The sequence below is a fragment of the Bradyrhizobium sp. Pha-3 genome (assembly GCF_042258615.1).
Classification (GTDB): Bacteria; Pseudomonadota; Alphaproteobacteria; order Rhizobiales; family Xanthobacteraceae; genus Bradyrhizobium.
Genome location: NZ_CP170152.1, coordinates 5,733,426 through 5,757,123 on the forward strand (window position 1 = coordinate 5,733,426; position 23,698 = coordinate 5,757,123).

Below are 23,698 nucleotides of genomic sequence, written 5' to 3' on the forward strand. Positions count from 1 at the left end.
CTATGACGCTGACATGACCATTCGCCCCATCGTGCGCTATCCCGATCCGCGGCTCGCGCTCCCCGCTAAGCCGATCGACCTGTTCGACGACGCGCTGCGCGAACTGGCGGCCGACCTGCTGGAGACCATGCATGCGGCGCCGGGCATCGGCATCACCGCGCCGCATATCGGGGTGTCGCTGCGGCTCGTGGTACTCGAACTCGACGCCAGTGAAGGTCCACAGACCTATGTCAATCCGGAACTCATCTGGACCTCGCCGGAGATGATCCTGCACAAGGAGGGCAGCGTCTCGATGCCCGGCGTCACCGACGAGGTCGAGCGCCATGCGCGCGTGCGCATCCGCTATCAGGACCTCGACGGCAACATGCAGACCGAGGAGTCGGACGGCCTGCGCGCGGTGTGCCATCAGCACGAGATCGATCAGCTCGACGGCGTGCTCTGGATCAGGCGGCTGTCCCGCCTGAAGCGGGAGCGGCTGATCAAGCGGTATGAGAAGATCGCGCGGGGCTAAGCCTCGTGGCCTGCATGAGCGAAGCGACGTGCGGGATAATCTGTACTGAGCGGATGGAAGAGCCCCGGATATCGCTTCGCTCATCCGGGCTACACGTCCTCCTGCGCGACTGACCGAAGCTCCCTGCGTCGCTACCCTCCCGCCATCAAATCCTTCGCCAGCGCCATGTAGGCCGGCAGCGTCACCGGGTCGTTGGCGGCGTTACCGGCGGCGTGATGCGAGGCGTAGCGCGCGATCACCATCTCGGCTTTCGGATCGATATAGATGCCCTGGCCGTGCACGCCGCGCGCCATGTAGGCGCCGTGCGCATTGTGCGTCACCCACCACTGATTGCGATAGGAGGCCCCTAGCAAGGTGGTGTAGCCGGCCGGCTTGAATTTTTCGGGATCGCCGCCGCGCGCGATGTCCTCGACAACAGTGGACGGCACGATCTGCCGGCCGTTGAAGCGGCCGTGATTGCGGATCGTCTCGCCGAAGCGGGCGAGATCGCGCAGCGTCGTCGAAAGCCCGCCGCCGCCGCTCTCGGTGCCGATGCGGTCGACGTGATAATGCGCGTCCTCCTCTGCGCCCATCGGCGCCCAGATTCGCTCGGACAGCAGGTCCGACAGCGTCATGCCGCTGGCGCGCCGGCAGATGAAGGCCAGCACATCGGTGTTGACGGTCTTGTAGGCGAAGGCCTTGCCGTGCTCGCCCTGCTTCTGCTGCGCGCAGAGGAAGTCGAAGATGTTGGTCGCGCCCTCATAGCCCGGCGGGATCGGCGCCATGCCGTTGGCGCGCCGCAGCCCCCACACGTCGGAATTCCTGTCGGTATAGACCTCGGTGTATTTGAGCGCCGTGGTCATATCCATCACCTCGTGCACGCGCGCATCGCCGAACGCGCTGGCCTTCAGCTCCGGCACATAGTCGGTGACCGGTGCCTGCGGATCGATCTTGCCCTCGGCGACCAGCATGCCGGCGAGCGTGCCGGTGAACGACTTCGTCACCGACATCGCGATATGCGGCTTGTGCGGCTTCAAGGCGCCGAAATAGCGCTCGTAGATCAGCTTGCCCCGATGCAGCACGGCGATGCCGTCGGCATAGCTCTCCTCGAGCATGCGCGCGAAGGTCTGCGGGCGGCCGTCCATCGTCACCGACGCGGAAGTGCCGATGTCATGATCCTCGCGCGGCAACACCGACGCCGGCCCCGCGCCGCGCCAGACATTCACCGTCGGCACCAGCTGGCGGATGTTGCTCCAGGCCCAGCGCAGCTCAGGGAAGCTGCGGAACGAGCCGTCCTGGAATGTGATCGTCTTGTCCTGCGGCGGCGGAAAGCCCTGCATCCAGCCGAGCGTCTCGGGATCGGACTCGGCGGCAGTGGGATTCTGTTGAGTGGTGGCGGCTGCGACGGACATCAAGGCTGGCTCCAGAGCTGCGATCTGGATCTCGTATCATGCGATCGCATGAGACACATCCCGCGTTTGCGCCGGGGTGACCGTCGCGGCGAGCGCAGGCCGCGGCACGAATAGTTGCGCGACCGCACGACCAGCTTGATCGGACACATGACTGTCGAGTCCGGGCCAAATCATTCCAGCGCGCGGATTACGCCGCGGCCGCCCGCTCGATCGCGGCGATGTCGATATTCTTCATCGTCATCATCGCCTCCATCGCGCGCCGTCCCGCCGCGCGATCGGCTCCATTGACCAGTTCGAGCAATCGCCGCGGCGTGATCTGCCAGGTAAAGCCCCAGCGATCCCGACACCAGCCGCACGGCAATTCCTTGCCGCCATTGCCAGTGACCGCATTCCAGTAACGATCGGTCTCGTCCTGGCTGTCGGTGAGCACCATGAAGCTGACCGCCTCGTTCGGCGTGTAGTTGGAGCCGCCATTCAGCCCGACGAAGCGGCGGCCGAGCACGGTGAACTCAACCGTCAGTTCATCGCCCTGCCCTATGCCCGGTATCGGCGACGTGTGGCCAGCACCGACATGGCTGTTGGGAAAAGTCGCGGCGTAGAATTCCGCCGCTGCGCGCGCCTGGCCCTGATCGAACCAAAGGCATGTGACGAGATCGGTCATTTGCAGTCTCCTGGTTTTTGCGAAGGACGATTGGCGAAGACGCCAGCCGACAGCGCGCGGACAGGCTGACGAAAACAATTTTGCAGGGTGCCGTCGTCACAGCACCGCCTCTCCACGCACCACCGTCGTCCTGGCGCAAGCCAGGACCCATACCCGCCGAATTTGGTTATGGACGAGATCAAGGCCCCCGCGTCGCATAGCAACTGCCATTTGGGGTAATGGGTCCTGGCTTCCGCCAGGACGACGATGAGGATGGCTCTCGATTCAAGTTGTCACACCACGCGGTGTCATCACCCGCGCATGCGGGTGATCCAGTATTCCAGAGACGCCTATGCTTGAGCCGAGAGGCCGCGGCGTACTGGATCGCCCGGTCGAGCCGGGCGATGACACCTGAGAATAAGGACGCAGCTTCCAGGATCGGCTGTCGGGGCGCGCGCCGCGCGTTCGTCCTCGGGACGCAAGGACACGGAGAGTAACGATGACCCCGACCATCACCGCCTTCGAACGGTCCCCCGATGGCGGCAAGGGATTGGCGCGCGATACGCGGGTTCGCTGGGCGCTTGAAGAAGTGGGCCAGCCTTACGCGGTTCGTCTGGTTTCGTTCCAGGCGATGAAGCAGCCGGCACATCTGGCGCTGCATCCCTTCGGCCAGATCCCGACCTATGAGGAAGGTGATCTCGCGCTGTTCGAGACTGGATCGATCGTGCTCCATATCGCCGAGCGTGATGCGGGCCTGCTGCCCGGCGATGCCAACGCCCGCGCCCGCGCAATCAGCTGGATGTTTGCCGCGGTCAACACGGTGGAACCGCCGATCCTCGAACTCGCAACCGCCAGGATTCTGGAGAGCGACAAGCCATGGACCAGGGAGCGCCTGCCCCTGGTCATGGATCGCGTCCGCGATCGGCTCCGGCAACTCGCCGCCCGCCTCGGCGACGCCGACTGGCTCGACGGCGCGTTCAGCGCGGGCGACCTGATGATGGTGTCGGTGCTGCTCAGGCTGAGGCTATCGGGCATCCTGGACGAATTTCCGAATCTATCCGCCTACGTCGCTCGCGGCGAAGCGCGGCCGGCGTACAAGAGGGCTTTCGAGGCTCAGCTTGCGGTTAACACGGGTAAGCATTCGGCCGGCTGAGTTGCGCCAGGAACAGACGCTGTTTGCAGGCATGTGGCCGAAGCCAATGCCGCCGCGCCGGCCGAGCCCGTCTATGTTGATGGTCGCGCCTGCATCCCGGCGCCGCGTGTCGGTTCGTTCGCGACGGCGCCCTGGACCGGCAGCAATGTCCCCTGCGAACCGGGTCCGTATTGATCGCGCTTGCTGCTCTGCAGACGCGAGCACCCCGCCACCAGGTTGTAGCATTCATGATTCAAACAGCATGAACATCCGCGATCTCGCGACATGATCTGTCCGAGTTTTGCGCTTCGTTTCGCCCTCGCTTCTAACAGAGGGCGCAGGGAAGACCGGGTGCCGATCGCACCCATGGGCCCCGAGCAATGGGTAGAGAGCTCGGGGGTAGGACCACAGGTGTAACCGGGAACATCCCGGCCTTCCCTGCGCGATGGTTGTGCGGCTTACTTCGTGCTCTCCCCGGCGAGACCAGACTTTTTTGTCACCGCCCTCGCACGCGCATCGCGCAATGCGAGAAGACACCTGCCACTAGGGCGTCAGGACCACACGACTTCGCCGTCCGCGTCATGCGCACTCGTCAGTCGCGCACTCAACGTCCACCGCATCCCACACCGCGCTCGTGACGATCGCGAAGCGCCCCTCGTGTCGGGTAGGACGCGCAGATTGAACATCTGAGTTGGGTCAAACGCCAAGCGGAATATTTTCTTATCTGCCGATTGACAGGTTTTGCTGAGTTGCCCGTCGGGGTGATTTGTCGCAGGCGGCGCGGGTGGATTTGACTTGCATCGCGGGCAAACCAATCGCGACGCCCGACCGGAGCGACGAGCGAAACGGGCCATTATCGGCTGGCCGAGCAGTGCCGGATATCAGTCTACGCTCGTCCGGGATTTACACTAGCCAGCCCGTAAGCTGTCTGCGAGCGCGGAAAGCATACTGGCAAGGCGTCTTGCGGTTTCCGGCGGCGGCAGGGGCATCTTGAGGCTTTGCACGCCCGTGGTTGGATCGCGTTCGATCCAGGGATGCGCGGGAGCACCGGAATTATTGGCGGCGGCCAGCGCTGTAACAAATTGCGCGCCGACCTGAGCCAAGGCCTGCCACGGATTGGAAACAGCATCGCGCGGCGGCGCTTCGGCCGTATCAGCCCGTGCAATCGCCGTCCCGCCCGTACCGACATCCATATCCGCGTTTGCGTCTGCCGTGGATTGAGCGGTATCAGCGGTCACGATATTCGCCACCTCTTCGGCTGGCGTCACGACCTCGCTCTTGCTCATGCCCCCGGTGACGTTCTCGACATCCTTCATGAAGCGGTTAAGGCGCGAACCGCCCAGCGAAATCTCGCTGCTGCCACCGTCGAGAATGCCTGCCGACAAGGAGCGTTTGAACGCGAGAACCGAAAGCATGCCCTCCTCGATGGTGCCTTTTGAGACGAAATTGATGACCTGCACCGGCTGTCTCTGGCCCATGCGATGGACACGCGCGATGCGCTGTTCGAGGATCGCCGGATTCCACGGCATATCCATGTTCACCAGCGTCGAGGCATGCTGCAGGTTAAGGCCCGTGCTGCCGGCATCCGTGGACAGGAACACCCGGCAGGTGGGATCGGAACGGAATCGCTCGACCAATGCCGGCCGTTTCTCCGACGGCACGCCCCCGTGGAAGCTGACATAGCCCAGCCCGCGAGCTTCGAGGCGGCGGATGACGATGTCGTGGGTCCGGGTCCATTGCGAGAACACCACCGCCTTTGCCGAAGGTTCGGCGAACAAGTCGTCGAATAGCGCGGCCAATTCGTCTGCCTTGACGCCATGGTCGGTTTCCTGGTCCAGCAGATAGGTGCTGTTGCACGACATGCGCATGTTCTGCAGCGCACAGGTCAGCCGCCGCTGATCCTTGTCCGACAGAAACCTTGTCTTGCGCCAGCGGTGAACGATTTGCGCCACCACGTCGGCATTTTCCTGGTGATGGAGCATCTGCATTTCCGTCATCGGCACCAGCAGATTCTGGTCGGTCCGGCTCGGCAGCTGCCGCAGCACCTCGGATTTGCGGCGGCGGATCATGATCGGCGCCAGCGTCTGGCCAATCTTCTCCAGCCCGGTATAGCCGGTGACGCGGCCCGCTTCGTCCTTGACCTGGTGCTCGTGCAGCAGCTTCCAGGTCGGCCCAAGCCGGTGCTGATCGACGAACTGGACGATGGATACCAGTTCCTCCAGCTTGTTTTCCAAGGGCGTCCCTGTCAGCACAATTGCATAGGCGCTGTCGATGCGCTTCAGGGCGCGCGAGGCGATGGTGTTCCAGTTCTTGACCCGTTGCGCTTCATCGACGATGACGAGTTCAGGCGCCCAGGCGGCGATCAGGTCGAGATCAGGCTTGAGTTTTTCGTAGTTTGTGATTTTGCAGAAGTCATCCAGGGCGTAGTCCTTATGCCGTTGCGCCCGACCGCCGCCGATGACGCGCGCCGCATTCTCTCCATCCCGTCCGGTAAATCGCGCAATCTCGCTTTGCCACTGGTACTTGAGCGAAGTCGGGCAGATCACGAGCACGCGTGAGACGCCGAAATGTTGCGCCAATATCTCCGTTGCGGCAATCGCCTGGATGGTCTTTCCGAGTCCCATATCGTCGCCGATCAGCGCCCGGCCGGCCCGCACAGCGAACAGCGCGCCTTCGACTTGATAGGGATAGAGAGGTATCTTCAAAAGTGTCTGGAGCCCGGAATCGGCGGCTTCTCGCGGGAAAAGCTGCTTGAGCTTCGAGGCTCGTCGTTCCGCATCCCGTTTTCCGGCAATGAAATCGAGCGCATCGTCGTAGGCGCGGACCTCATGACCGCTCCTGGACGCCATGGCCATGAAAGACTCCAGGTCGCCAAAGCGGTCGTCCGGAAGCATGCCGTCGCGGTCGACGTCGAACAAGGCCGCGGCGGCCTCCTTGACCGCCGCCGGGCAGTCGGTTCCGGCACGAAAATGGACGCGGCGTTTGCCGTCATTGCGCAGATAGAACTCGGAAAATGCCGGTTGATAGCCCCGCGCAAATGCCGTCTTGGCTCCGCGCTTCTTCTCCAGTTGGGCGAGCGTGAACTCGATGTGCTTGCAGGTGCCCAACTCACCGGTGGAGTAGTCGGGGCACGAACAGAAATTGCCGCCCGGTCCCAAGCCTCGAATCGCCACGCGGTAGCTGGAGTGCGAAGCCGGATTACGGACCATGAACTCGGAGAAGAACGGCTCGCTGGTCAGGTTTTCAAGCCCGAAGTCCTGTTCGCGACCGAACTGGCGGCGCAAGCGACGTTGCCAGTCCACAGGCGATAAATCGGCGGGCGCGTGGGTACGCGAGAGCTTAGGCTCCTTGTTCGGCTTGGCCGCCGATTTCAGGCTTCGGGGCTTGGATGTTTTCATCGAGACATATTCCGTTCAGCATCGGATCCTTGCGAGGTACCTGCCGCACCAAGGCGGAGTCCGCGCCCCTTACTCCCACTCAATCATCTTTGAGGATGCTTCCACTTTGATTTCAAAGCACAAATTCTTGCAACTGACGGACAAATGCCGACGGCATACCCGCCCCAACCTTTCTCTCTTGAATTCACAGGAATATTTGAAGGCTTGAGGAAACGGCACCTTCAGCAAGTATCGGAATCAATCGACCCCGTTGACGTATATCAAGTCGGAACGGCTTCCTCGTGGCCTTTCGCCGATTTCCATCCGATACCGTCAATGCCAGTTGGACGGGGCCCGAGTGGATGCCAATCGTTTTCTCAGGAGTGACATGAAGCATCTCGCTTACTTCAAGCAAAAAGCACGCGGCGCAATAATTGAATTCGAGATGATCCTTGTTCAGCCCGGCGGATCCGTTGCCACGATCACGGACGACGCGCTCCGATTGCTGGCTGCCACCGAGCTATATTTGTTCAAGCCGACTCAGGCGAAGCTGCGTGTGGCAATCTCCGCTTAAGGAGTAGCAGCCACTCAGACGCAGGCTGTATGAGAGAACTTGGCGGTTGTGCCATCAGTTCGATTGACCCAAAAACATTTGGAACCAAATTCAGCACTGCGTACGCTGAAATCCTTAATGCCTGGACCGATCTTTTCGTCAGCCTCAGGATGTAGTTTAAGCGCCTCCGCCAAGACGGCGGCGTCGGTCGCACTGACCTTGTCCCCCGGATCATATCGATTGAGCATCGCATTTAGGAATGCCTTTGCGTCCTTCTGCGATTCGAAGTGCAGGGTAGACGGACCTGTTGAGCGTCAGGATCCTGCAAAACAGTATCCGCGAGCGGATCCGCCTCATCGAGCGTTTCGACCTCGTCGTCGGCCGATCCGGGTTCGGTCAGATCCTCCGACACTGCAGCAGCAAGATCGGCAATACGCGTGCAGGCAGCGGTCGCCTCAAGCAACTCTTGCTTGACGTTGGAAAACTCTCGAAAAATGCGCCTTTCGCGATCCAGACTGAAGGAAGTGTAGCGATCAATATCAATCAGAAATCTGTCGGCTATCGAGAGATCCTGCGCCAGCTCATCCTCCAGGTGAGCAATTGCGCTCTCTACCGTATCGATATCAGTTGGAGCGACGGCGGCCTCGCCGCGGCTGTTCCAGGTCGCACCTTTCCGACCAGATATGACCTTTACCCCGGCTTCCTGCATAACAGTACAGAGCAGCTGAAACTGGGCAGCAGTAGCGCCCGGCCACACGCTTCGCAGCTTGTTGACAGGGATAGACCCTTCCGCGAAGGCCGCGGCCATTGTCGATCTTGCGTCAACAGAGAAAGCCAGTGGCTGGCTTTGCCTACCGCTCGGCAGAGCAATCTCAGCGAACGACCATTCGTCGCGTTCTTCCCTCAAACGATATGCGGAGATCGCATCCTGGATCTCGTGCAACACTTCGCTGGACGGATGCGTGGAAACGGGAGCGATGACCTCTCCCTCAGGTTCCCATTCAACGGCGATATCGTCCAGGTCAGCATTCGACCCGGGATCTTCGACCGGCCTGGTCTGAAGCAGGGTGATCGGCTTCGAGAGCCGAACAGCCAGATCGTGATGTCCCTCCAGCTCAGCGAGCCGCGAGGCAGTCCGGCCTTCTGGGTCTTCGAGAAGGGGATCCGCTCCTTCTTCAAGCAGCAACAAACAAACGTCTGCGCGTCCTTCCTGGGCCGAGATCATTAGAGGCGTGCGGCCCGAAGAATCCCGGCCGTTTGGCGAGGCACCTCTTCTGAGGTGCATCAAGACGAGACTCTGCTGGCCCTTCGAGAGAGCCAGGCGAAAGAGCGGCGGTATCGCTACTCTCGGGTCAAGCAAGGCCCCACATGCCGCAACGCAACATCCCCCGTAATATTCCCCGTATACGAATCGAGTCCAGCCAGAACAAATTCGGCCAATCGAGCAGTGAAGCCAATTATGCTTTAGGAGCAGCTTAAACTGGTGTGCGGCCCCGATGTATACTCTTGCTGGCGTTCGGAATCCAGCTTGGCAATGCGCCGATCAGAGCCCGAAGCGGAGCTTCGCGAGGCTGTTTTTAACCCCTCCTCTTCGTCAGGCCCGCGGTAAGCGTAGGCGCGATGACCACAGGCGCGGCCGCCTACGCTAGATACCTCGAGAAAGCAAAGGGCGCGACAAGGTGTTCACGGACTTTGGGGCGGGCCGTCGAACGACAGGAGCTCGAGCCGTCGCACGGGATGTACTGAGAGCGCGACCGCCAGAACGTCTAGATTAGCCGGCTCGCGGCGAGCGAATCGGTACGACGGACTCGATTCATCACGATATTCAAGAATTGAGATTCTGGCCCCCCACCTGTCAACTTGCTCAGGGACAAAGGGGTGATTCCAATGACGAGCAGCGCAAGCCGAGGTGATGGCAGAGCCTGGGCGACCCGGGCAGTCCAGGCGCGCCGGGTTGCCGGCATGTTGTCGCCGCGAGATGCCGCGCTTGCCGAAGCCTACGCGCTGGAATGCGAGGATCGGGCGTGCAGAAATTCCACGGATGCTGTTCTGACGGTGCTGACTTCTGACAGCCAGATCGTGCCGGGCCCGATGCCGACGATCCGACGACGACCGGTCAGATCGGCGGCCTAACCGTCCCGTCGGAGGAGGCTCTGCCGCCGAGCCAAAAAGTCCGCGCGTCCCGACGTTACATAGGTACAATTTCTGATATAGTACGGCTTTTCGCACACCTTGGGGAATAGTGTGCATGCCGAAGAATATTGTGATCTTTTCCGACGGCACCGGCCAAGCCGGTGGCATTCACTTCGACGAAGCACGAACCAATATCTACAAGCTGTACCGGGCCTGCCGGGTCGGCCCGGACACCAAGGTCGAGCCATCCGAGCAGGTTGCGTTCTATGATCCGGGGCTTGGATCGGCCTCGGACGGTGGTCATTTCAAGATCGGCTGGCTGCGCTGGCTCTACAATCTCGCCAGCATGGCCACAGGTCTTGGCATCACGCGCAACATCGTCGACTGCTATGCGGCCATTATCAGCCTCTATGAGGAAGGCGATCGCGTCTTCCTGATAGGTTTCAGCCGCGGCGCCTATACCGTACGCTCGGTCGCTGGCGTCATGACCTACTGCGGCATTCCGCGCCACATGCCGGATGGCTCCCCGCTGCGCCGGGATCCGAAAAGCATCCGCAATCTGGCGGAACATGCCGTCAAGAGCGTCTATCAGTTCTGCCCATCCTACGAGCGCAAGATCCTCGGCTATCGGCAGTTCCTGCTGAAGACACGCGATGCGATCGCCGCACAATTCAGACAGCAGCATGGCTGCTCGGTGACTGTCGAAGGTAGGGAGCGCGCCAACGTGTTCCCGTATTTCATCGGTGTCTTCGATACCGTCGCGGCGCTGGGGCACAAGTATCTTGGTGCGGCCCTGGTACTGTCCGGCATTGCGGCGATTGTCGGCCTGCACATTCTGGGCGGCGCACTCGAACCGGTTTTCCCTTGGGCGGGCGTGAGCGCACGGATGCTCTCCTATCTCGGGCTCGCCACGGCCCTGATCGTGTTTCTGATGAACTATCTCAAGATTGCGCCTGCCCTGCCTGACCACAGCGCATGGCAACGGCTGCGAACCCTGCATTTCGCGCCGCCCAAGCACAAATTCTACGACAAGACGCTGAATCAGAACGTCGGCTACGCCAAGCATGCGATCTCGATCGATGAGAACCGCGCCGACTTCAAGCGGGTCGGATGGGTGCCGTCCGAGGCGAAGCAGGACCAGCGAGATGCGCACGGTAACCTCTACTTTGAGCAGGTCTGGTTTCCCGGAGTGCATGCTGACGTCGGCGGCGGCTACCTCGAAAATGAGGCTCGGCTGTCGGATGTCGCACTCAACTGGATGATCGCGGGAGCGTCCATCATTCCCGGCGGGCTGCAGCATGACGGAAGCGTGCTGCGCCTGTCGCCCGACCCCGCGGGCCCCCAACACGACCAACAGGCCGGCAGCTTTCTCAAGCTTGGCGTTCGCGACCTGCCGATTGATTCAGAGACCGAACACTCAGAATCCCCGATGCATAAATCGGTCTACCGACGCTTCGAGGCGCCATCGGTTCTGCTCTATGACCGCGTGGTTGCCTACCGCCCGGATAACATGCGCGTGCATGTGGATTTCAAGCATTACTTCGATGAGAGCTTAGCCGAGCCGCCGCAATGCGTTGCTGACGATATCGAGCTGAAATGGAAAACTGGCGGCTACGCCGGGCGGTTGTGACCGGCGAACCGGCGTGCGGCGGGTTTCTGCAAGCTCTTGTCGATGCCGATAGATCTCGAAGCCGCTGCGGCATGAACTGCCAGGTGCCATGCCGTCTCGTCCGAAAATCGGACATTCGGTTTGGCTGTTAGACGTTTTGCTGGAAGTCTTGAGCACAAGGGGATTCAAACCCTGGAAGGATGGTCGACGGCCCGAAGACTATCGCCGCAAGTTTCTTTTTCCACGATCGGTCACCAGGGGAGCTTGCCGACGACGCGCCCAATTTTCTACCGGTAGGAACTATCAAGTTCAATCGAGAGAGCAGCAACGTGGCACGTCGGGAAATCACGCCCATCAAGCGCACCATCCGGCGAGACCAGCTTCGCGAGATGGTCCCGCTCGCCGACAGCACCATCTATGAGATGGAACAGCGCAGCGAGTTTCCGAGGCGGTTCGCGCTTTCGCCCCGGTGTGTCGTGTGGGATCTCGCTGAGGTCGAAGCTTGGCTGGCTACGCGCAGATCGACGCCTCCTGCTCGTGCGCCGCATCCTGATGTGAGGCAACGTCGAGCCCGGCCGGTTAGAGCGCTGGGTCGGGCTGCAGGAGCGGCATTGAAGGCGGAATGAGCGTTGGGATGTATTTCTGGCCACCAACCCAGGCATCAATGATGTTGGACCACTCTTGCATCATATGCCGACGCTGCACCTCGTACTCTGCCTTGTTGTAGACCCCCCTCGATGACCGTCCGTCCTCGTGCGCAAGGCACTTTTCAATCCAGTCGCTGTTGAAACCGAGTTCGTTCAGGAGGGTCGACGCAGTCCTTCGCAGGTCATGAACCGTGAACGGCTGCAGCGGAAGCCCTTCCTTGCTTGCCTGCTCGACGACCGAGTATGTAACCCGGTTGAACGTTGCTCGCGACATCGGAGCGTCGGCGTCATAGCGCGATGGCAGGACATACCTTGAATTCCCTGCGCACGTCTTCAACGCGATGAAGATATCGAGCACCTGACTCGAGAGATACACATTGTGCGCCTTCGAACGCTTCATACGCTCCTTGGGAATCGTCCAGACCGCATTCTCGAAGTCAACTTCATCCCATGTGGCATCCTGCAGTTCGCTCTTGCGAACCATGGTGAGCAGATAAAGACGCAATCCCAGCCTGATGGTGGGCAGTGTCGCGACGTGATCCAGTTGTTTGAGCATGACGCGGATTTCGGTCGGTGAGAGAGAGCGATCTCTCGGGACAAAGGTTGCGATCGACGCCGGTCCGACCTCGTCGGCAGGATTTGCGATCTTCTCGCCATGCAGGATCGCAAATCCGTAGATCTGCTTCACGATATCCCGGACGTGGATTGCCGTTGCGGGGGCGCCGCGCTCTACGATGGCCGCGCAGTGGGCGCGGAGATCGCCGGGTGCAATCTCATTCAGAAGGCGCTTGCGCCAAACTGGAAGCAGCTCGCGTTCGAAGATCGATCGCCGCATTGCCCGGGTACTGTCCGCCATGGGTGCCGCGACAAGCCACTTCTCTCCGAGCTCGCCAAAACTCCTTGCTTCAAGAAGACGCCGTTTCTCGCGCTGCTTCTCGATAGCGGGTGACCGCCCCTCGCCGACCGCGCGCCTCGCATCGATGCACTTCTCGCGAGCGCGTGCGAGCGACAACCCTGTCGGGCCGTATTTTCCGAGGACCACAGTCTCGCGTCGACCATGCAGACGGTAGTCGAGCCGGAAAGACAGCGTCCCGGCGGGCGACACAACCACGTACATGCCGTCCCGGTCGGTGACCTTGTACGATTTTTCCTTTGGTCTCAGCGCCTTAAGCGCAGCGTCTGTCAGCAAGGACTTTCCCTCCAGGCAAATACCGTCAGCTATTTTTGAGCCGCGTTTGACCGGAGATTTCCTTGTTTTGCAGATACTTAGGCAAAGAAAAATACCGTCAGACGCAGCATCGCCTATGACGGTATTGATCGGGATCGGTTGTTTCAATGGACGGCGACACCGTCAGGCGCTCCGTCCGTCCGGTTTCATGCGCGCCGATAGTTGTCGAATGTAGATGACGATTTAGATCGTAAAATCAGTCTGTTACGTCGTACAATTGGATAAAGCGGGATAGTCCCGGACGGGCCTGAATCATTCCCACTCGATCGTCCCCGGCGGCTTGCTCGTCACGTCGTACACCACCCTATTCACGCCCTTCACCTCGTTGATGATGCGCGTCGCGGTCTCCGCCAGAAACTTCATGTCGAACTGGTAGAAGTCGGCGGTCATGCCGTCGGTCGAGGTGACGGCGCGCAGGCCGACGACGTATTCGTAAGTTCTGCCGTCGCCCATCACGCCGACGGTCTTGACCGGCAGCAGCACGGCGAAGGCCTGCCAGATCGCGTCATAGAGGCCGTGCTTGCGGATCTGGTCGATATAGACCGCATCCGCGTTGCGCAGGATGTCGAGCTTTTCGCGGGTGATGTCGCCGGGGCAGCGGATCGCGAGGCCGGGGCCCGGGAACGGGTGGCGGCCGACGAACACTTCGGGCAGGCCGAGCTCGCGGCCGAGCACGCGCACCTCGTCCTTGAACAATTCGCGCAGCGGCTCGACCAGCTTCATGTTCATGCGCGCGGGCAGGCCGCCGACATTGTGGTGCGACTTGATGGTCACCGAGGGTCCGCCGGTGAAGGAGACGCTCTCGATCACATCAGGGTAAAGCGTGCCCTGCGCCAGGAATGCGGCCGGTCCTTCACCTTTCTTTGCGATCTTCTTCGCTTCCGCTTCGAACACGTCGATGAACAAGCGCCCGATGGTCTTGCGCTTCACCTCGGGATCGGTGACGCCTTCGAGCTCGCCCAGAAACTCTTTCGACGCGTCGACGTGGACCAGCGGGATGTTGTAATGGTTGCGGAACAGGTCGACGACGGTTTTCGCCTCGTCGAGCCGCAGCAGGCCGTGATCGACGAACACGCAGGTGAGCTGGTCGCCGATCGCCTCGTGGATCAGGACCGCCGCCACGGCAGAATCGACGCCGCCGGAGAGGCCGCAGATCACCTTGCCCTGGCCGACCTGGGCGCGGATCTTCTCGATCGCCTCCTCGCGGAAGGCGCGCATGGTCCAGTCGCCGGTCAGACCCGCGACCTTGCGGACGAAGTTGCGCAAGAGCTTTGCGCCATCGGGCGTGTGCACCACTTCGGGATGGAACATCAGGCCGTAATATTTCCGCTTCTCGTCCTGGATGATCGCGAACGGCGCGTTCGGCGAAGTGCCGGCCACAGAGAAGCCGGGCGGCATTTTGGTGATGCGGTCGCCATGGCTCATCCACACCTGGTGCTTCTCGCCGTGGCCCCAGACGCCGTCGAACAGCTGGCTGTCGGTCTTGACCTCGACATCGGCGCGGCCGAACTCGCGGTGGTGCCCGCCCTCGACTTCGCCGCCGAGCTGGGCGGCCAGGGTCATCTGGCCGTAGCAGATGCCGAGCACGGGAACACCGGATTCGAAGATCAGCTGCGGCGCGCGCGGCGAGCCGGTCTCGTGCACCGACTCCGGCCCGCCGGACAGGATCACCGCCTTCGGCTTCATCTCCTTGAAGGCGGCCTCCGCCTTCTGGAACGGCACGATCTCGGAATAGACGCCCATCTCGCGGACGCGGCGGGCGATCAGTTGCGTCACCTGGCTGCCGAAATCGACAATCAGAATCTTGTCATGCGCCGAGGCCACCGTGGGCGCCGACGCGTTATGGGCTGTGTGCTGGGCTGTCATGGCAAGCAGATACGCGACGGCGCCCGCCCCCGCAACCGCGCAGCGCGGGGCGCCCACATTCTTCTTTGGGCATGGACAAATCGATATAGGTCAGTATTGTTGACCTAATTTGGCCATAACCGATGGGAGGAAACCAATGCCGGATTTTCACGAACCGTCCCGCCTCACCGCGCTCGGCCGCGACTGGGTCGCGGCCTGGAACGCGCGCGACCTCGAGCGCGTGCTTGCGATGTATTCGGAGGATACCGAGATGACCTCGGACCGGATCCCGGCGTTCGGCTTCGGCGCCTCCGGCACCGTGCGCGGCAAGGCGCAGCTGCGGGCCTATTGGAGCGCGGCGCTCGCGAAGCTGCCCGAGCTGCATTTCGAGCTGATCGACCTGTATGTCTCGCCCGACAGCGTCGTGGTGTTCTACCAGAACGAACGCGGCAAGAAGATCTGCGAGTACCTGCGGTGTGACGCCGAGGGCAAGATCAGGCAGGGCTCGGCGAACCATCTGGTGGGCTAGATTGCTGTGGCACTCCTACTCTCTCCCGTCACCCTGAGGTGGCCGCTTCTTCAGCGGCCCTCGAAGGGCGACAGCCCGGCTCCAACCATCCTTCGAGGCTCGCCGAGCGCTGCTCGCGCACCGCTCGACGCGCACCTCAGGATGACGTCGGCGTTTGGGGATGCAGAGCCGTAAGATGAGCAAAATCGAGGAGCCCGCCCATGAAAATCCCGACCCTGCCCTTCACGGTCACCGACTGGAGCAACGTCGAACCTTCGGTGCATCCCGGCGAGACCGGGCAAGCGTTGTGGCGCACGCTCGACATCGGCGAGCTGCGGGTGCGGATGGTGGAGTATTCGCCGGGCTATCTCGCCGATCACTGGTGCGATCGCGGCCATGTGCTCTTTGTCGTCACGGGCGAGCTCGACACCGAGCTGCGCGACGGCCGCAAATTCACGCTGAAGCCGGGCATGAGCTACCAGGTCTCCGATTTCGGCGACGCCGCGCACCGTTCGTCGACCGCGACGGGTGCGACGCTGTTTATTGTTGATTGATAGCCTCTACTTTCCCCCGTCACCCTGAGGAGGTCGCGAAGCGACCGTCTCGAAGGGCGACAGCCCGGCTCCATCCCCATTCTTCGAGGCTCGCAAGAGCTCGCACCTCCAGCGACAACGGCTTCGCCGTTGCGCGGGGATGACGTCGGAGTGTGCGGATGACGACCGCGCTTGCAGTCGCACACATGCCGCTACCGCCGCCGCGCCGCGACCTTCTTCACCTTGGTATCCGCCCAGCTCAGCGGCTTGCCGCTCTTGGACGGCAGCACGAGTTGCCCGACCGCCTGCCCGGCCTGGTCGAGCAGCACCGAATGCGGCTCGCCGCGCGCGTAGAGATGCGCCTCGCCCCATTGCCGCAAGGAGACCACGATCGGGAACAGGTCGTGTCCCCGCTTCGTCAGCACATATTCGAGGTAGGCGCTGCCGTCGGACGCCGCGACCTGCTCGAGCACGCCCGTTTCGACCAGCTTGCGCAGCCGCGCCGTCAGCATGCCCTTGGCGATGCCGAGGTTCTTCTGGAAGTCGCCGAACCGGCGCAGGCCGTCGAACGCGTCGCGCACGATCAACAGCGACCACCAGTCGCCGATCGCATCCAGCGCGCGGGCCACCGGGCAGTCCGCCTTTGCGAATCCGGTCCGCTGCATCGCGCTCCACCTCCCTCGATCACGATTCCGCACTGGTCTTAAAATAGGACTAGACAGGCTGCGATGCAACTGGTCTCATTATAAGACCAGATTGCGAATTGCAGCGGAGGCAAGATGACGAACCAGACCATGACGGAGGCCGGGCCGGCCACGGGCGATCACAAGACGGACGGCAAGCCCCGCGACACCAAGACAGGCGCGCTTTCGCCCGCGATCGTGCTGCTGTTTGCGGTCGCCTGCGGGCTGAGCGTCGCCAACATCTATTCCGCCCAGCCGCTGCTCGACACCATGGCGCAGGATCTCGGCATTACCCCCGCCGCGATCGGCATCGTCGTGACGCTGACCCAGGTCGGCCTCGCCTTCGGCCTGATGCTGATCGTGCCGCTCGGCGATCTCTGGGACCGCCGCAAGCTGATCGTCGGCCAGATCATGCTGTCCGCGGTCGCGCTTGTCGTGGTCGGCACCGCGCCGAACGCGATCGTGCTGTTCTGTGGAATGGCGCTGGTCGGGCTGCTCGCCGTCGTGATCCAGGTGATCGTCGCCTTTGCCGCGACATCGGCCGCGCCGGCCGAGCGCGGACAGACCATCGGCACCATTCAAAGCGGCGTCGTGTCGGGCATCCTGCTGGCTCGTTTTGCGTCGGGCACGCTGGCCGACATCGGCGGATAGCGCATGGTCTACCTGACCTCGGCGGTGCTGATGCTCGCGATGGCCGCGCTGCTCGCCTATGTGCTGCCGCGACAGCCGCCGCGGACGCTGACCGGATCATCCTATGCCAAGCTACTGCGCTCGACGGCCGCGCTGTTCGCCGAGGAGCAGGTTTTGCGCGAGCGCGCCGTGTTCGCGCTGCTGGTCTTCGCGAGCTTCAGCGCGTTCTGGAGCTCGGTGGTGCTGCCGCTGGCCGCACCGCCGCTGTCGCTGTCGCACACCGCGATCGGCATGCTCGGCATTGCCGGCCTCGCCGGCGCGCTGGCGGCGCGCAATTCGGGCCGCCTCGCCGATCGTGGCTGGGGCCAGCGCACCACCGGATTGTCGCTGCTGCTGATGCTCGCCGGCTGGGCGCCGATCGCCTGCCTGCATTCTTCGCTGTGGCTGGTGCTCGCCGGCGTCGTCATGATCGACTTCGCGGTGCAGGCGGTCCACGTCACCAACCAGAGTCTGATCGTCGCCGCCCGCCCCGAAGCATCGAGCCGCCTGATCGGCGTCTACATGGTATTCTACTCGGTCGGCAGCGGGCTCGGCGCGATCTCTTCGACGATGGCCTATGCCGCCGCCGGCTGGCTCGGCGTCTGCGCGCTCGGGGCCGCGATCAGCGCCATCGCGCTGTTGTACTGGGTCATCGTGGTGAGCAGGACGCCGGTGCCGGTCGGCGTGTGCACGGTTCCGTCACCCTGAGGAGCGCGCTCTTGCGCGCGTCTCGAAGAGCGACGGCCCGGCTCCATCCCCATCCTTCGAGGCCCGCCGAGCGCTGCTGACGCATTGCTCGGCGCGCACCTCAGGATGACGGGGTGGTTGCTCTGCTTGCTCAGTGTCATCACCCGCGCATGCGGGTGATCCAGTATTCCAGAGACCGCAGTGCTCGAGCCGAGGGGCCGCGGCGTACTGGATCGCCCGGTCCATGTGCGCAATTGCGCACAGGCCGGGCGATGACCGCGTTGGACGAGGATATAGCCTCACATCCTCTCAGGATGACGCCCGCTTGAGGATGCTAACGAAGAACCCGTCCGTGCCGGTGCGGCGCGGCGTCATCAGCAGGCCCTCCGGCGACAGCAGCGCGGCCTCTGCAAACGCCTCGGCCTTGTCCCACAGCACCGATGCGGTCTGCTCCGGCGGCTGCACGGAAAACTCCGGATGTCGCACGGTGAACGCCTTGACCTGCTCGCCGTTCTCCTCGGCCAGCACCGAGCAGGTGATGTAGGCGATCCGGCCGCCGGACTTGACCAGCGGCGCCGCGCGCTCCAGCACCTCGGCCTGATCCTTCAGCCGCACCTCGAGCGCGCCGGGGCGCATCCGCCATTTGGCGTCGGGATTGCGGCGCCAGGTGCCGGTGCCGGTGCACGGCGCGTCGATCAGCACGAGATCGGCGGAGGCCTTGATGTCGGACAGCACCTCGTCCTCGCCGCGCGGCGTGCGCACATCGCAATTGTGCACGCCGGCGCGCGACAGCCGCTCATGGATCGGCACGAGCTGGCGCTTGTCGCTGTCGGTCGCGATCAGCCGGCCTTTGCCGTCCATCATGGCGGCAAGCGCCAACGTCTTGCCGCCGGCGCCGGCGCAGAGGTCGATCACCTGCTCGCCGGGCTTGGCCGCCGAGAACAATGCGGCGAGCTGCGAGCCCTCGTCCTGGACCTCGATGGCGCCCTTGATGAAATCCTCCTCGGCATGGATGCCGGGGTTGCGCGCGTCGGCGCCGAGCTCGATGCGCAGGCCGAGCGGCGACCACGGCGTTTCCCTGGCGCCGAGATGCGACAGGCGCGGCAGCACCTTCTCGCGCTTGCCGCGCAGCGTGTTGACGCGCAGATCGAGCGGCGCGCGGCTCGCCATCGCGGTCGCTTCCGCTGCGCGGTCGTCGCCGAACACCTTTGCCAGATACGGGTCGAGCCAGTCCGGATAGTCGCCCGCGACATGCGCCGGCGCATCCTTGAGCGAGCGCGAGGCCAATGCAGCCTCCTCGGCCGCGGTCAGCGGATCCGGCGCGAAGCGACCGCCGTCGCACAACGCCGAGATCGTCGGGATGTCCATGCCACGCTCGAGCTTGAGCATGCCGAGCACCCGCGACCGGGCGCTGGCATCGTCCATCAACCAGGCGGCGGAGGATTGCCGGCGCAGCACGTCCCAGATCAGGCCGGAGATCGCGGCGCGATCGCCGGAACCGGCATAGCGGTGCGCGGTGCCCCATTCCTTCAGCGCTTTGGCCGCGGGAATGCGCTGTGCGTCGATGGTGGCGATCAGCTCGATCGCGGCGGAGAGCCGGGCAGCGGGGGTCATCGATCTCTTTCGGTTGGGCGCATCAAATCAGCAGCAGGAGTTTGAGCGCGAAATACAGCCACATCGCCGCCAGTACCAGTACGCCGGCGAACCAGGCGAGCGAGCGCGGCCGCACGTCGTTGGAGCTGACGAACACCCCGGCATGGGCAAACCGCGTCACCACGAACACCCAGGACATCAGCACGATGAACAGATCGGCACGGCGCAGCGGCAGCGCAATGGCAATCAGCACATAGAGCAGCACCGGCAGTTCGAACTGGTTGGCAAAGCAGTTGGCGAACTGGGTGGCGCGGGGCGGCCAGTTCGGCTGGCGCAGCGCGATATCAGCCATCTTGGTCTCACCGCTCGCCAGCGTCCTGGTCCGTGCCGTCGCCATCGCAAACAGGAGCGCGAAGGTGAGCCCGATCTGGATGAAGACCGGCAACAGAACCATTTGAACCGACATCAAGAATCTCCCTTAAGCCGGGCGCCGGCCGCTCTCTTAGCGGTCGCGGCCGCCCAACACAATGAATCGCGCCAATAACGCGCCTGGGTAACCCGTTGAACCATGATCCGAGCCCGGGTGACCAACTCCCAGGAATAATGGCGGTTTCAGTTCCCCACGGATGACGCGATGAGCATCATCACCCCGATCCTGGACGGCGCGGCTTTGGCGGCCGCGAGCCTCGGCGATCTCCTCACCTCCCTGCTGAAAGCGATCGACCCCGGCATCGGCTGGTTCGACGACGCGGCCTACGACATCGGGCACGATGCGCTCGCCTATCTCGGGCTCAACGCATCGCCGGCCGTGACGGGAACAAACCCGCCGAACACGGGGCTGCTCGGAGGTCGCGTCGGTCCGCCTGCCCTGCCCATCCGCGCGGACAAGCAGCTTGCGATCTAGCGGCCTGCGCTGCCGGATCAAACAAGACATCAAACAACGCATCAAACAGAGCAGCGAAGAACACGCTGAAATCGTCATCGTTCCGACTTCGCGCCGACGCTATAATTCGGCCGAAAGGATCGATGCATGCCCCAGTTTCGCCTGACACAAATCTCCGACACCCACCTCGCGCGCCGCTTCAAGCCGCTCGTCGACAACTTTCATCGCGTCAGCGAACACATCGACGCGACGCGTCCCGATCTCGTGCTCAACTCCGGCGACGTCGCGTTCGATGGGCCGACCAGCCGCGACGATCTGGTGTTCGCCAAGGAGCTGCACAACGCGCTGCCGGTGGATTGCCTCTATCTGCCGGGCAATCACGACATCGGCGACAATCCGACAGCGGTCGGCCCGGTGCCGGCGCAACTGCCGACCGAAGAAACGCGCCGCGCCTTCACCTCGGTGCTTGGCGAGGATCGCTGGCATTTCGACGCCGCCGGCTGGTGCTTCATCGGCCTCAATTCCCTGATCATGAACACCGGGCTCGACAGCGAGGCCGCGCAATTCGACTGGCTCGCCTCAGCGCTCGACAAGGCCGTCGGCAGACCGGTCGCGCTGTTCCTGCACAAGCCGCTGTATCTCGACGTGCCCTACGATGCCGAACGCGTCGAGACCGCGATCCGCTACGTGCCGCAGCCGGCGCGCCGCCGCCTCATCGAGATGTTCGGCAAGGTCGATTGGCGCCTGGTCGGCAGCGGCCATGTGCACCAGCGCCGCGACTATACGTTCGAGCATGTCCGGCACATCTGGGCGCCCTCGGCCGGCTTCGTCATTTCAGATGCGCGACAGGAAGTGATCGGCATCAAGGAAGTTGGCCTGGTCGAATACCGTTTCCAGCCGGACAGCTTTGAAGTGCGTCACGTCAGGGCCAAGGGACAGGTCGATGTCGACCTGGACATGCTGCTCGGCAAGCAGCCGGCGTGAGCCGTCTCAGCTCCGCGCCGCGTCGTGCAGATCCTGCTTGATGACGGTGAGCAGCGCCTGCAGCGAGTCCTTGTTGGGCCGCGCCGCCGGCCTGGCCCGCATGCGCGGCACCTGCGGCATGAAGCGGACCGGCTCGGCGGCCGGCTCGTCCGCGACAAATTTTCCATGCAAGACGTCGTCGCGGCGGCCCATGACGAACATCGTCGCCCAATAGCCGACGGCGAGGAGAATGAGCCCGAAAACGATAGCTTCAAAAATCATGGCTACACCTGAAATATAGCCATATTGAAACAACTGCTCCGGGTTCCCCGTCAAGCAAATGGGGGCCGAAACGCCCCCAAAAGCCCGCCATTGTGGCGTTTTTGATACTTTGTTACGCGGAATGGGAGATTCCGGGCCTTAACTCAGGCCTTGTCCGGCCCGATCCGGACCAGCTGCTTGCCGAAATTGGCGCCCTTGAGCAGGCCCATGAAGGCCTCCGGCGCGCTGTCCAGCCCCTCGGTCACGAACTCCTTGTACTTGACCTTGCCCTCGCGCACCCACTGCGACATGTCGCGCAGGAAGTCGCCATGCATGGCGGCGAAGTCGCTGACGATGAAGCCGCGGAACGTCAGCCGCTTGGTCAGGATGTTGCGCATCATCGCACCGGCCCATTTCGGGGCGTGCGCCTCGGTGTCGTTGTAATGCGCGATCAGGCCGCAGACCGGAATCCGCGCGAACGCATTGAGCAGCGGAAACACCGCGTCGAACACCGCGCCGCCGACATTCTCGAAATAGACGTCGATGCCCTTCGGACAGGCTTCCTTGAGCTTCGCCGCAAGGTTGGGATCGCGATGATCGAGGCACTCGTCGAAGCCGAGCTCGTTCTTGACGTAGGCGCATTTGTCCTTGCCGCCGGCAATGCCGATCGCCCGCGCGCCCTTGATCTTGGCGATCTGCCCGACCGCCGAGCCGACGGCGCCGGACGCAGCCGCAACCACCACCGTCTCGCCCGCCTGCGGCTTGCCGATCTCGAGCAGCCCCGTATAGGCGGTCATGCCGGGCATGCCGAGCACGCCGACCGCGGTCGAGATCGGCGCGATCTTCGGATCGATCTTGGCCAGCCCCTTGCCGTCGGACAGCACATGCGTCTGCCAGCCCGCGCGCGACAGCACGATGTCGCCCTTGGCAAAGGCGGGATTGTTGGACGCGATCACCTCGCTCACCGTGCCGCCTTCCATCACCCCGCCGACCGGCACCGGCGCGGCATAGGACGGACCGTCGGCCATGCGGCCGCGCATATAGGGATCGAGCGACAGCCAGATGGTGCGCAGCAGCACCTCGCCCGCGCCCGGCGTCGGCGGCGTGTAATCCTCGAGCCTGAAGTTGGCCGGCGTGGGCTCGCCGTGCGGGCGCGAGGCCAGAACGATGCGCTTTCCTTGGCCGTTTCCTTGGGACATTGGATTTCCTCTTGGGTGATTGGTTCGTGGCGCACACGTAGTCATGCAATCCAGCTCCCCGCAAGGGAGATGGATTTGCTCTTTCGCGCAGAGCTGTTTGAAATGTTGTTTGAAATGACGGCCGTCATGCCGGGGGCACGCCGCCCTGCGGGCCCGTCACTGCGGGCAGTCCGCCTGGCTTCCGCGCGATCGCTAGTCAGCCGGGATGAAACGGAGGGTGCCTGCGCGACGCGTTGGCTTGCCGGTGTCGTTGGTATGATTGACGCCGTCCATGACAGGCACCTCGGGGAAATCGAATGGGCTTACGCCGTCGAGGCATGCCACGTTGACGGCATACAGGCTCTGGTTCGATCGTCGCTGATGATGCGTGTAGATACCGCACCGAGAACAGAAGAAGTGCTGTGCTGTTCCGGTGTGGAAGCGATAGCTTGTCAGCGCCTCCTTGCCCTGCAGGAACTTGATCCCGCCCATCTCCGCCATGACGACGACGGCACCGCGCATCCGGCAGTAAGAGCAGGTGCAGCGGCGGATCGAACTGAAACCGTCGCTGAGCGTCGCCTCGAAGCGCACCGCACCGCAATGGCACTGGCCGGCCCGAACATTCGTGTCGCTCGCCATGTCGCCTGGGTTCCCTGTCAAGAGATTCCGGGGCA

General features: G+C 63.0%; 22 protein-coding genes and 1 pseudogene. 10 read left to right on the plus strand and 13 right to left on the minus strand.

Going from position 1 to position 23,698, the window contains the following annotated elements; genetic code table 11:
• Positions 1 to 13: 13 nt before the first annotated feature.
• On the plus strand, positions 14 to 511 hold the full coding sequence (locus ACE10Z_RS27365; RefSeq protein ID WP_375783537.1) for a peptide deformylase: 498 nt from the start codon (positions 14 to 16) through the stop codon (positions 509 to 511).
• A gap of 131 nt (positions 512 to 642) precedes the next feature.
• Here ACE10Z_RS27365 and ACE10Z_RS27370 read toward each other — a convergent pair whose 3' ends face one another.
• Positions 643 to 1,902 (minus strand): serine hydrolase domain-containing protein, encoded by a 1,260-nt coding sequence (locus tag ACE10Z_RS27370; protein WP_375783538.1) that lies wholly within the window; start codon positions 1,900 to 1,902, stop codon positions 643 to 645.
• Between the two features lie 187 nt (positions 1,903 to 2,089).
• Positions 2,090 to 2,563, minus strand: a complete 474-nt coding sequence (locus ACE10Z_RS27375; RefSeq protein ID WP_375783539.1) for a VOC family protein — start codon at positions 2,561 to 2,563, stop codon at positions 2,090 to 2,092.
• 478 nt (positions 2,564 to 3,041) lie between these two features.
• Here ACE10Z_RS27375 and ACE10Z_RS27380 point away from each other — a divergent pair, with 478 nt between their 5' ends.
• Positions 3,042 to 3,695, plus strand: coding sequence for a glutathione S-transferase family protein (locus tag ACE10Z_RS27380; RefSeq protein WP_375783540.1), 654 nt, complete (start codon positions 3,042 to 3,044; stop codon positions 3,693 to 3,695).
• Positions 3,696 to 4,582: 887 nt separating this feature from the next.
• Here the strand turns inward: ACE10Z_RS27380 and ACE10Z_RS27385 are convergent.
• Entirely contained in the window at positions 4,583 to 7,072 is a 2,490-nt protein-coding gene (locus ACE10Z_RS27385) for a DEAD/DEAH box helicase (protein ID WP_375783541.1), read from the minus strand.
• Positions 7,073 to 7,439: 367 nt separating this feature from the next.
• Between ACE10Z_RS27385 and ACE10Z_RS27390 the strand changes: the two genes are divergently transcribed.
• Positions 7,440 to 7,625: a hypothetical protein gene (locus ACE10Z_RS27390; RefSeq protein ID WP_375783542.1), complete on the plus strand. Its 186-nt coding sequence runs from the start codon at positions 7,440 to 7,442 to the stop codon at positions 7,623 to 7,625.
• A 14-nt stretch (positions 7,626 to 7,639) separates the two neighbouring features.
• Here ACE10Z_RS27390 and ACE10Z_RS27395 read toward each other — a convergent pair whose 3' ends face one another.
• Both ACE10Z_RS27395 and ACE10Z_RS27400 read right to left on the minus strand, forming a co-directional pair.
• The gene (locus ACE10Z_RS27395) at positions 7,640 to 7,852 is read right to left on the minus strand and encodes a DCL family protein (RefSeq protein WP_375783543.1); all 213 of its coding nucleotides are present in this window, start codon (positions 7,850 to 7,852) and stop codon (positions 7,640 to 7,642) included.
• A gap of 5 nt (positions 7,853 to 7,857) precedes the next feature.
• A complete protein-coding gene (locus ACE10Z_RS27400) occupies positions 7,858 to 8,889 on the minus strand; it encodes an ankyrin repeat domain-containing protein (protein WP_375789933.1) in 1,032 nt (343 codons plus the stop codon).
• Positions 8,890 to 9,852: 963 nt separating this feature from the next.
• Here ACE10Z_RS27400 and ACE10Z_RS27405 point away from each other — a divergent pair.
• On the plus strand, positions 9,853 to 11,367 hold the full coding sequence (locus ACE10Z_RS27405; protein ID WP_375783544.1) for a DUF2235 domain-containing protein: 1,515 nt from the start codon (positions 9,853 to 9,855) through the stop codon (positions 11,365 to 11,367).
• A 308-nt stretch (positions 11,368 to 11,675) separates the two neighbouring features.
• A complete protein-coding gene (locus ACE10Z_RS27410) occupies positions 11,676 to 11,972 on the plus strand; it encodes a helix-turn-helix transcriptional regulator (protein ID WP_375789934.1) in 297 nt (98 codons plus the stop codon).
• Here ACE10Z_RS27410 and ACE10Z_RS27415 read toward each other — a convergent pair.
• Together ACE10Z_RS27415 and guaA are read right to left on the minus strand one after the other, a co-directional pair.
• The gene (locus ACE10Z_RS27415; RefSeq protein ID WP_375783545.1) at positions 11,926 to 13,182 is read right to left on the minus strand and encodes a tyrosine-type recombinase/integrase; all 1,257 of its coding nucleotides are present in this window, start codon (positions 13,180 to 13,182) and stop codon (positions 11,926 to 11,928) included. The genes ACE10Z_RS27410 and ACE10Z_RS27415 overlap by 47 nt on opposite strands.
• Positions 13,183 to 13,473: 291 nt before the next feature.
• Positions 13,474 to 15,087, minus strand: a complete 1,614-nt coding sequence (gene guaA, locus ACE10Z_RS27420) for a glutamine-hydrolyzing GMP synthase (RefSeq protein WP_375783546.1) — start codon at positions 15,085 to 15,087, stop codon at positions 13,474 to 13,476.
• Positions 15,088 to 15,223: 136 nt separating this feature from the next.
• Here guaA and ACE10Z_RS27425 point away from each other — a divergent pair, with 136 nt between their 5' ends.
• Positions 15,224 to 15,595, plus strand: a complete 372-nt coding sequence (locus ACE10Z_RS27425; RefSeq protein WP_375783547.1) for a nuclear transport factor 2 family protein — start codon at positions 15,224 to 15,226, stop codon at positions 15,593 to 15,595.
• Between the two features lie 200 nt (positions 15,596 to 15,795).
• Positions 15,796 to 16,128 carry a DHCW motif cupin fold protein gene (locus ACE10Z_RS27430; protein WP_375783548.1) on the plus strand — a complete coding sequence of 111 codons (333 nt, stop codon included), beginning with the start codon at positions 15,796 to 15,798 and terminating at the stop codon, positions 16,126 to 16,128.
• A gap of 191 nt (positions 16,129 to 16,319) precedes the next feature.
• On the opposite strand, the gene ACE10Z_RS27435 is transcribed toward ACE10Z_RS27430, so the two are convergent.
• Positions 16,320 to 16,772 carry a winged helix-turn-helix transcriptional regulator gene (locus ACE10Z_RS27435; protein WP_375783549.1) on the minus strand — a complete coding sequence of 151 codons (453 nt, stop codon included), beginning with the start codon at positions 16,770 to 16,772 and terminating at the stop codon, positions 16,320 to 16,322.
• Between the two features lie 114 nt (positions 16,773 to 16,886).
• On the opposite strand from ACE10Z_RS27435, the pseudogene ACE10Z_RS27440 reads away from it, so the two are divergent.
• Positions 16,887 to 18,167: pseudogene (locus ACE10Z_RS27440) on the plus strand (MFS transporter).
• Positions 18,168 to 18,455: 288 nt separating this feature from the next.
• Here the strand turns inward: ACE10Z_RS27440 and ACE10Z_RS27445 are convergent.
• Positions 18,456 to 19,760, minus strand: a complete 1,305-nt coding sequence (locus ACE10Z_RS27445) for an RsmB/NOP family class I SAM-dependent RNA methyltransferase (RefSeq protein WP_375783550.1) — start codon at positions 19,758 to 19,760, stop codon at positions 18,456 to 18,458.
• 22 nt (positions 19,761 to 19,782) lie between these two features.
• Positions 19,783 to 20,205, minus strand: coding sequence for an MAPEG family protein (locus ACE10Z_RS27450; protein ID WP_375783551.1), 423 nt, complete (start codon positions 20,203 to 20,205; stop codon positions 19,783 to 19,785).
• A 168-nt stretch (positions 20,206 to 20,373) separates the two neighbouring features.
• Between ACE10Z_RS27450 and ACE10Z_RS27455 the strand changes: the two genes are divergently transcribed.
• Together ACE10Z_RS27455 and ACE10Z_RS27460 are read left to right on the plus strand one after the other, a co-directional pair.
• Positions 20,374 to 20,643 (plus strand): hypothetical protein, encoded by a 270-nt coding sequence (locus ACE10Z_RS27455; RefSeq protein WP_375783552.1) that lies wholly within the window; start codon positions 20,374 to 20,376, stop codon positions 20,641 to 20,643.
• 126 nt (positions 20,644 to 20,769) lie between these two features.
• A complete protein-coding gene (locus tag ACE10Z_RS27460; protein ID WP_375783553.1) occupies positions 20,770 to 21,606 on the plus strand; it encodes a metallophosphoesterase family protein in 837 nt (278 codons plus the stop codon).
• A 6-nt stretch (positions 21,607 to 21,612) separates the two neighbouring features.
• On the opposite strand, the gene ACE10Z_RS27465 is transcribed toward ACE10Z_RS27460, so the two are convergent.
• The 3 genes from ACE10Z_RS27465 to ACE10Z_RS27475 form a co-directional block, all read right to left on the minus strand.
• Entirely contained in the window at positions 21,613 to 21,867 is a 255-nt protein-coding gene (locus ACE10Z_RS27465) for a hypothetical protein (RefSeq protein ID WP_375789935.1), read from the minus strand.
• Positions 21,868 to 22,010: 143 nt separating this feature from the next.
• Positions 22,011 to 23,045: an NADP-dependent oxidoreductase gene (locus ACE10Z_RS27470; protein ID WP_375783554.1), complete on the minus strand. Its 1,035-nt coding sequence runs from the start codon at positions 23,043 to 23,045 to the stop codon at positions 22,011 to 22,013.
• Positions 23,046 to 23,237: 192 nt separating this feature from the next.
• Positions 23,238 to 23,663 (minus strand): GFA family protein, encoded by a 426-nt coding sequence (locus tag ACE10Z_RS27475; protein WP_375783555.1) that lies wholly within the window; start codon positions 23,661 to 23,663, stop codon positions 23,238 to 23,240.
• Positions 23,664 to 23,698 lie beyond the last annotated feature (35 nt).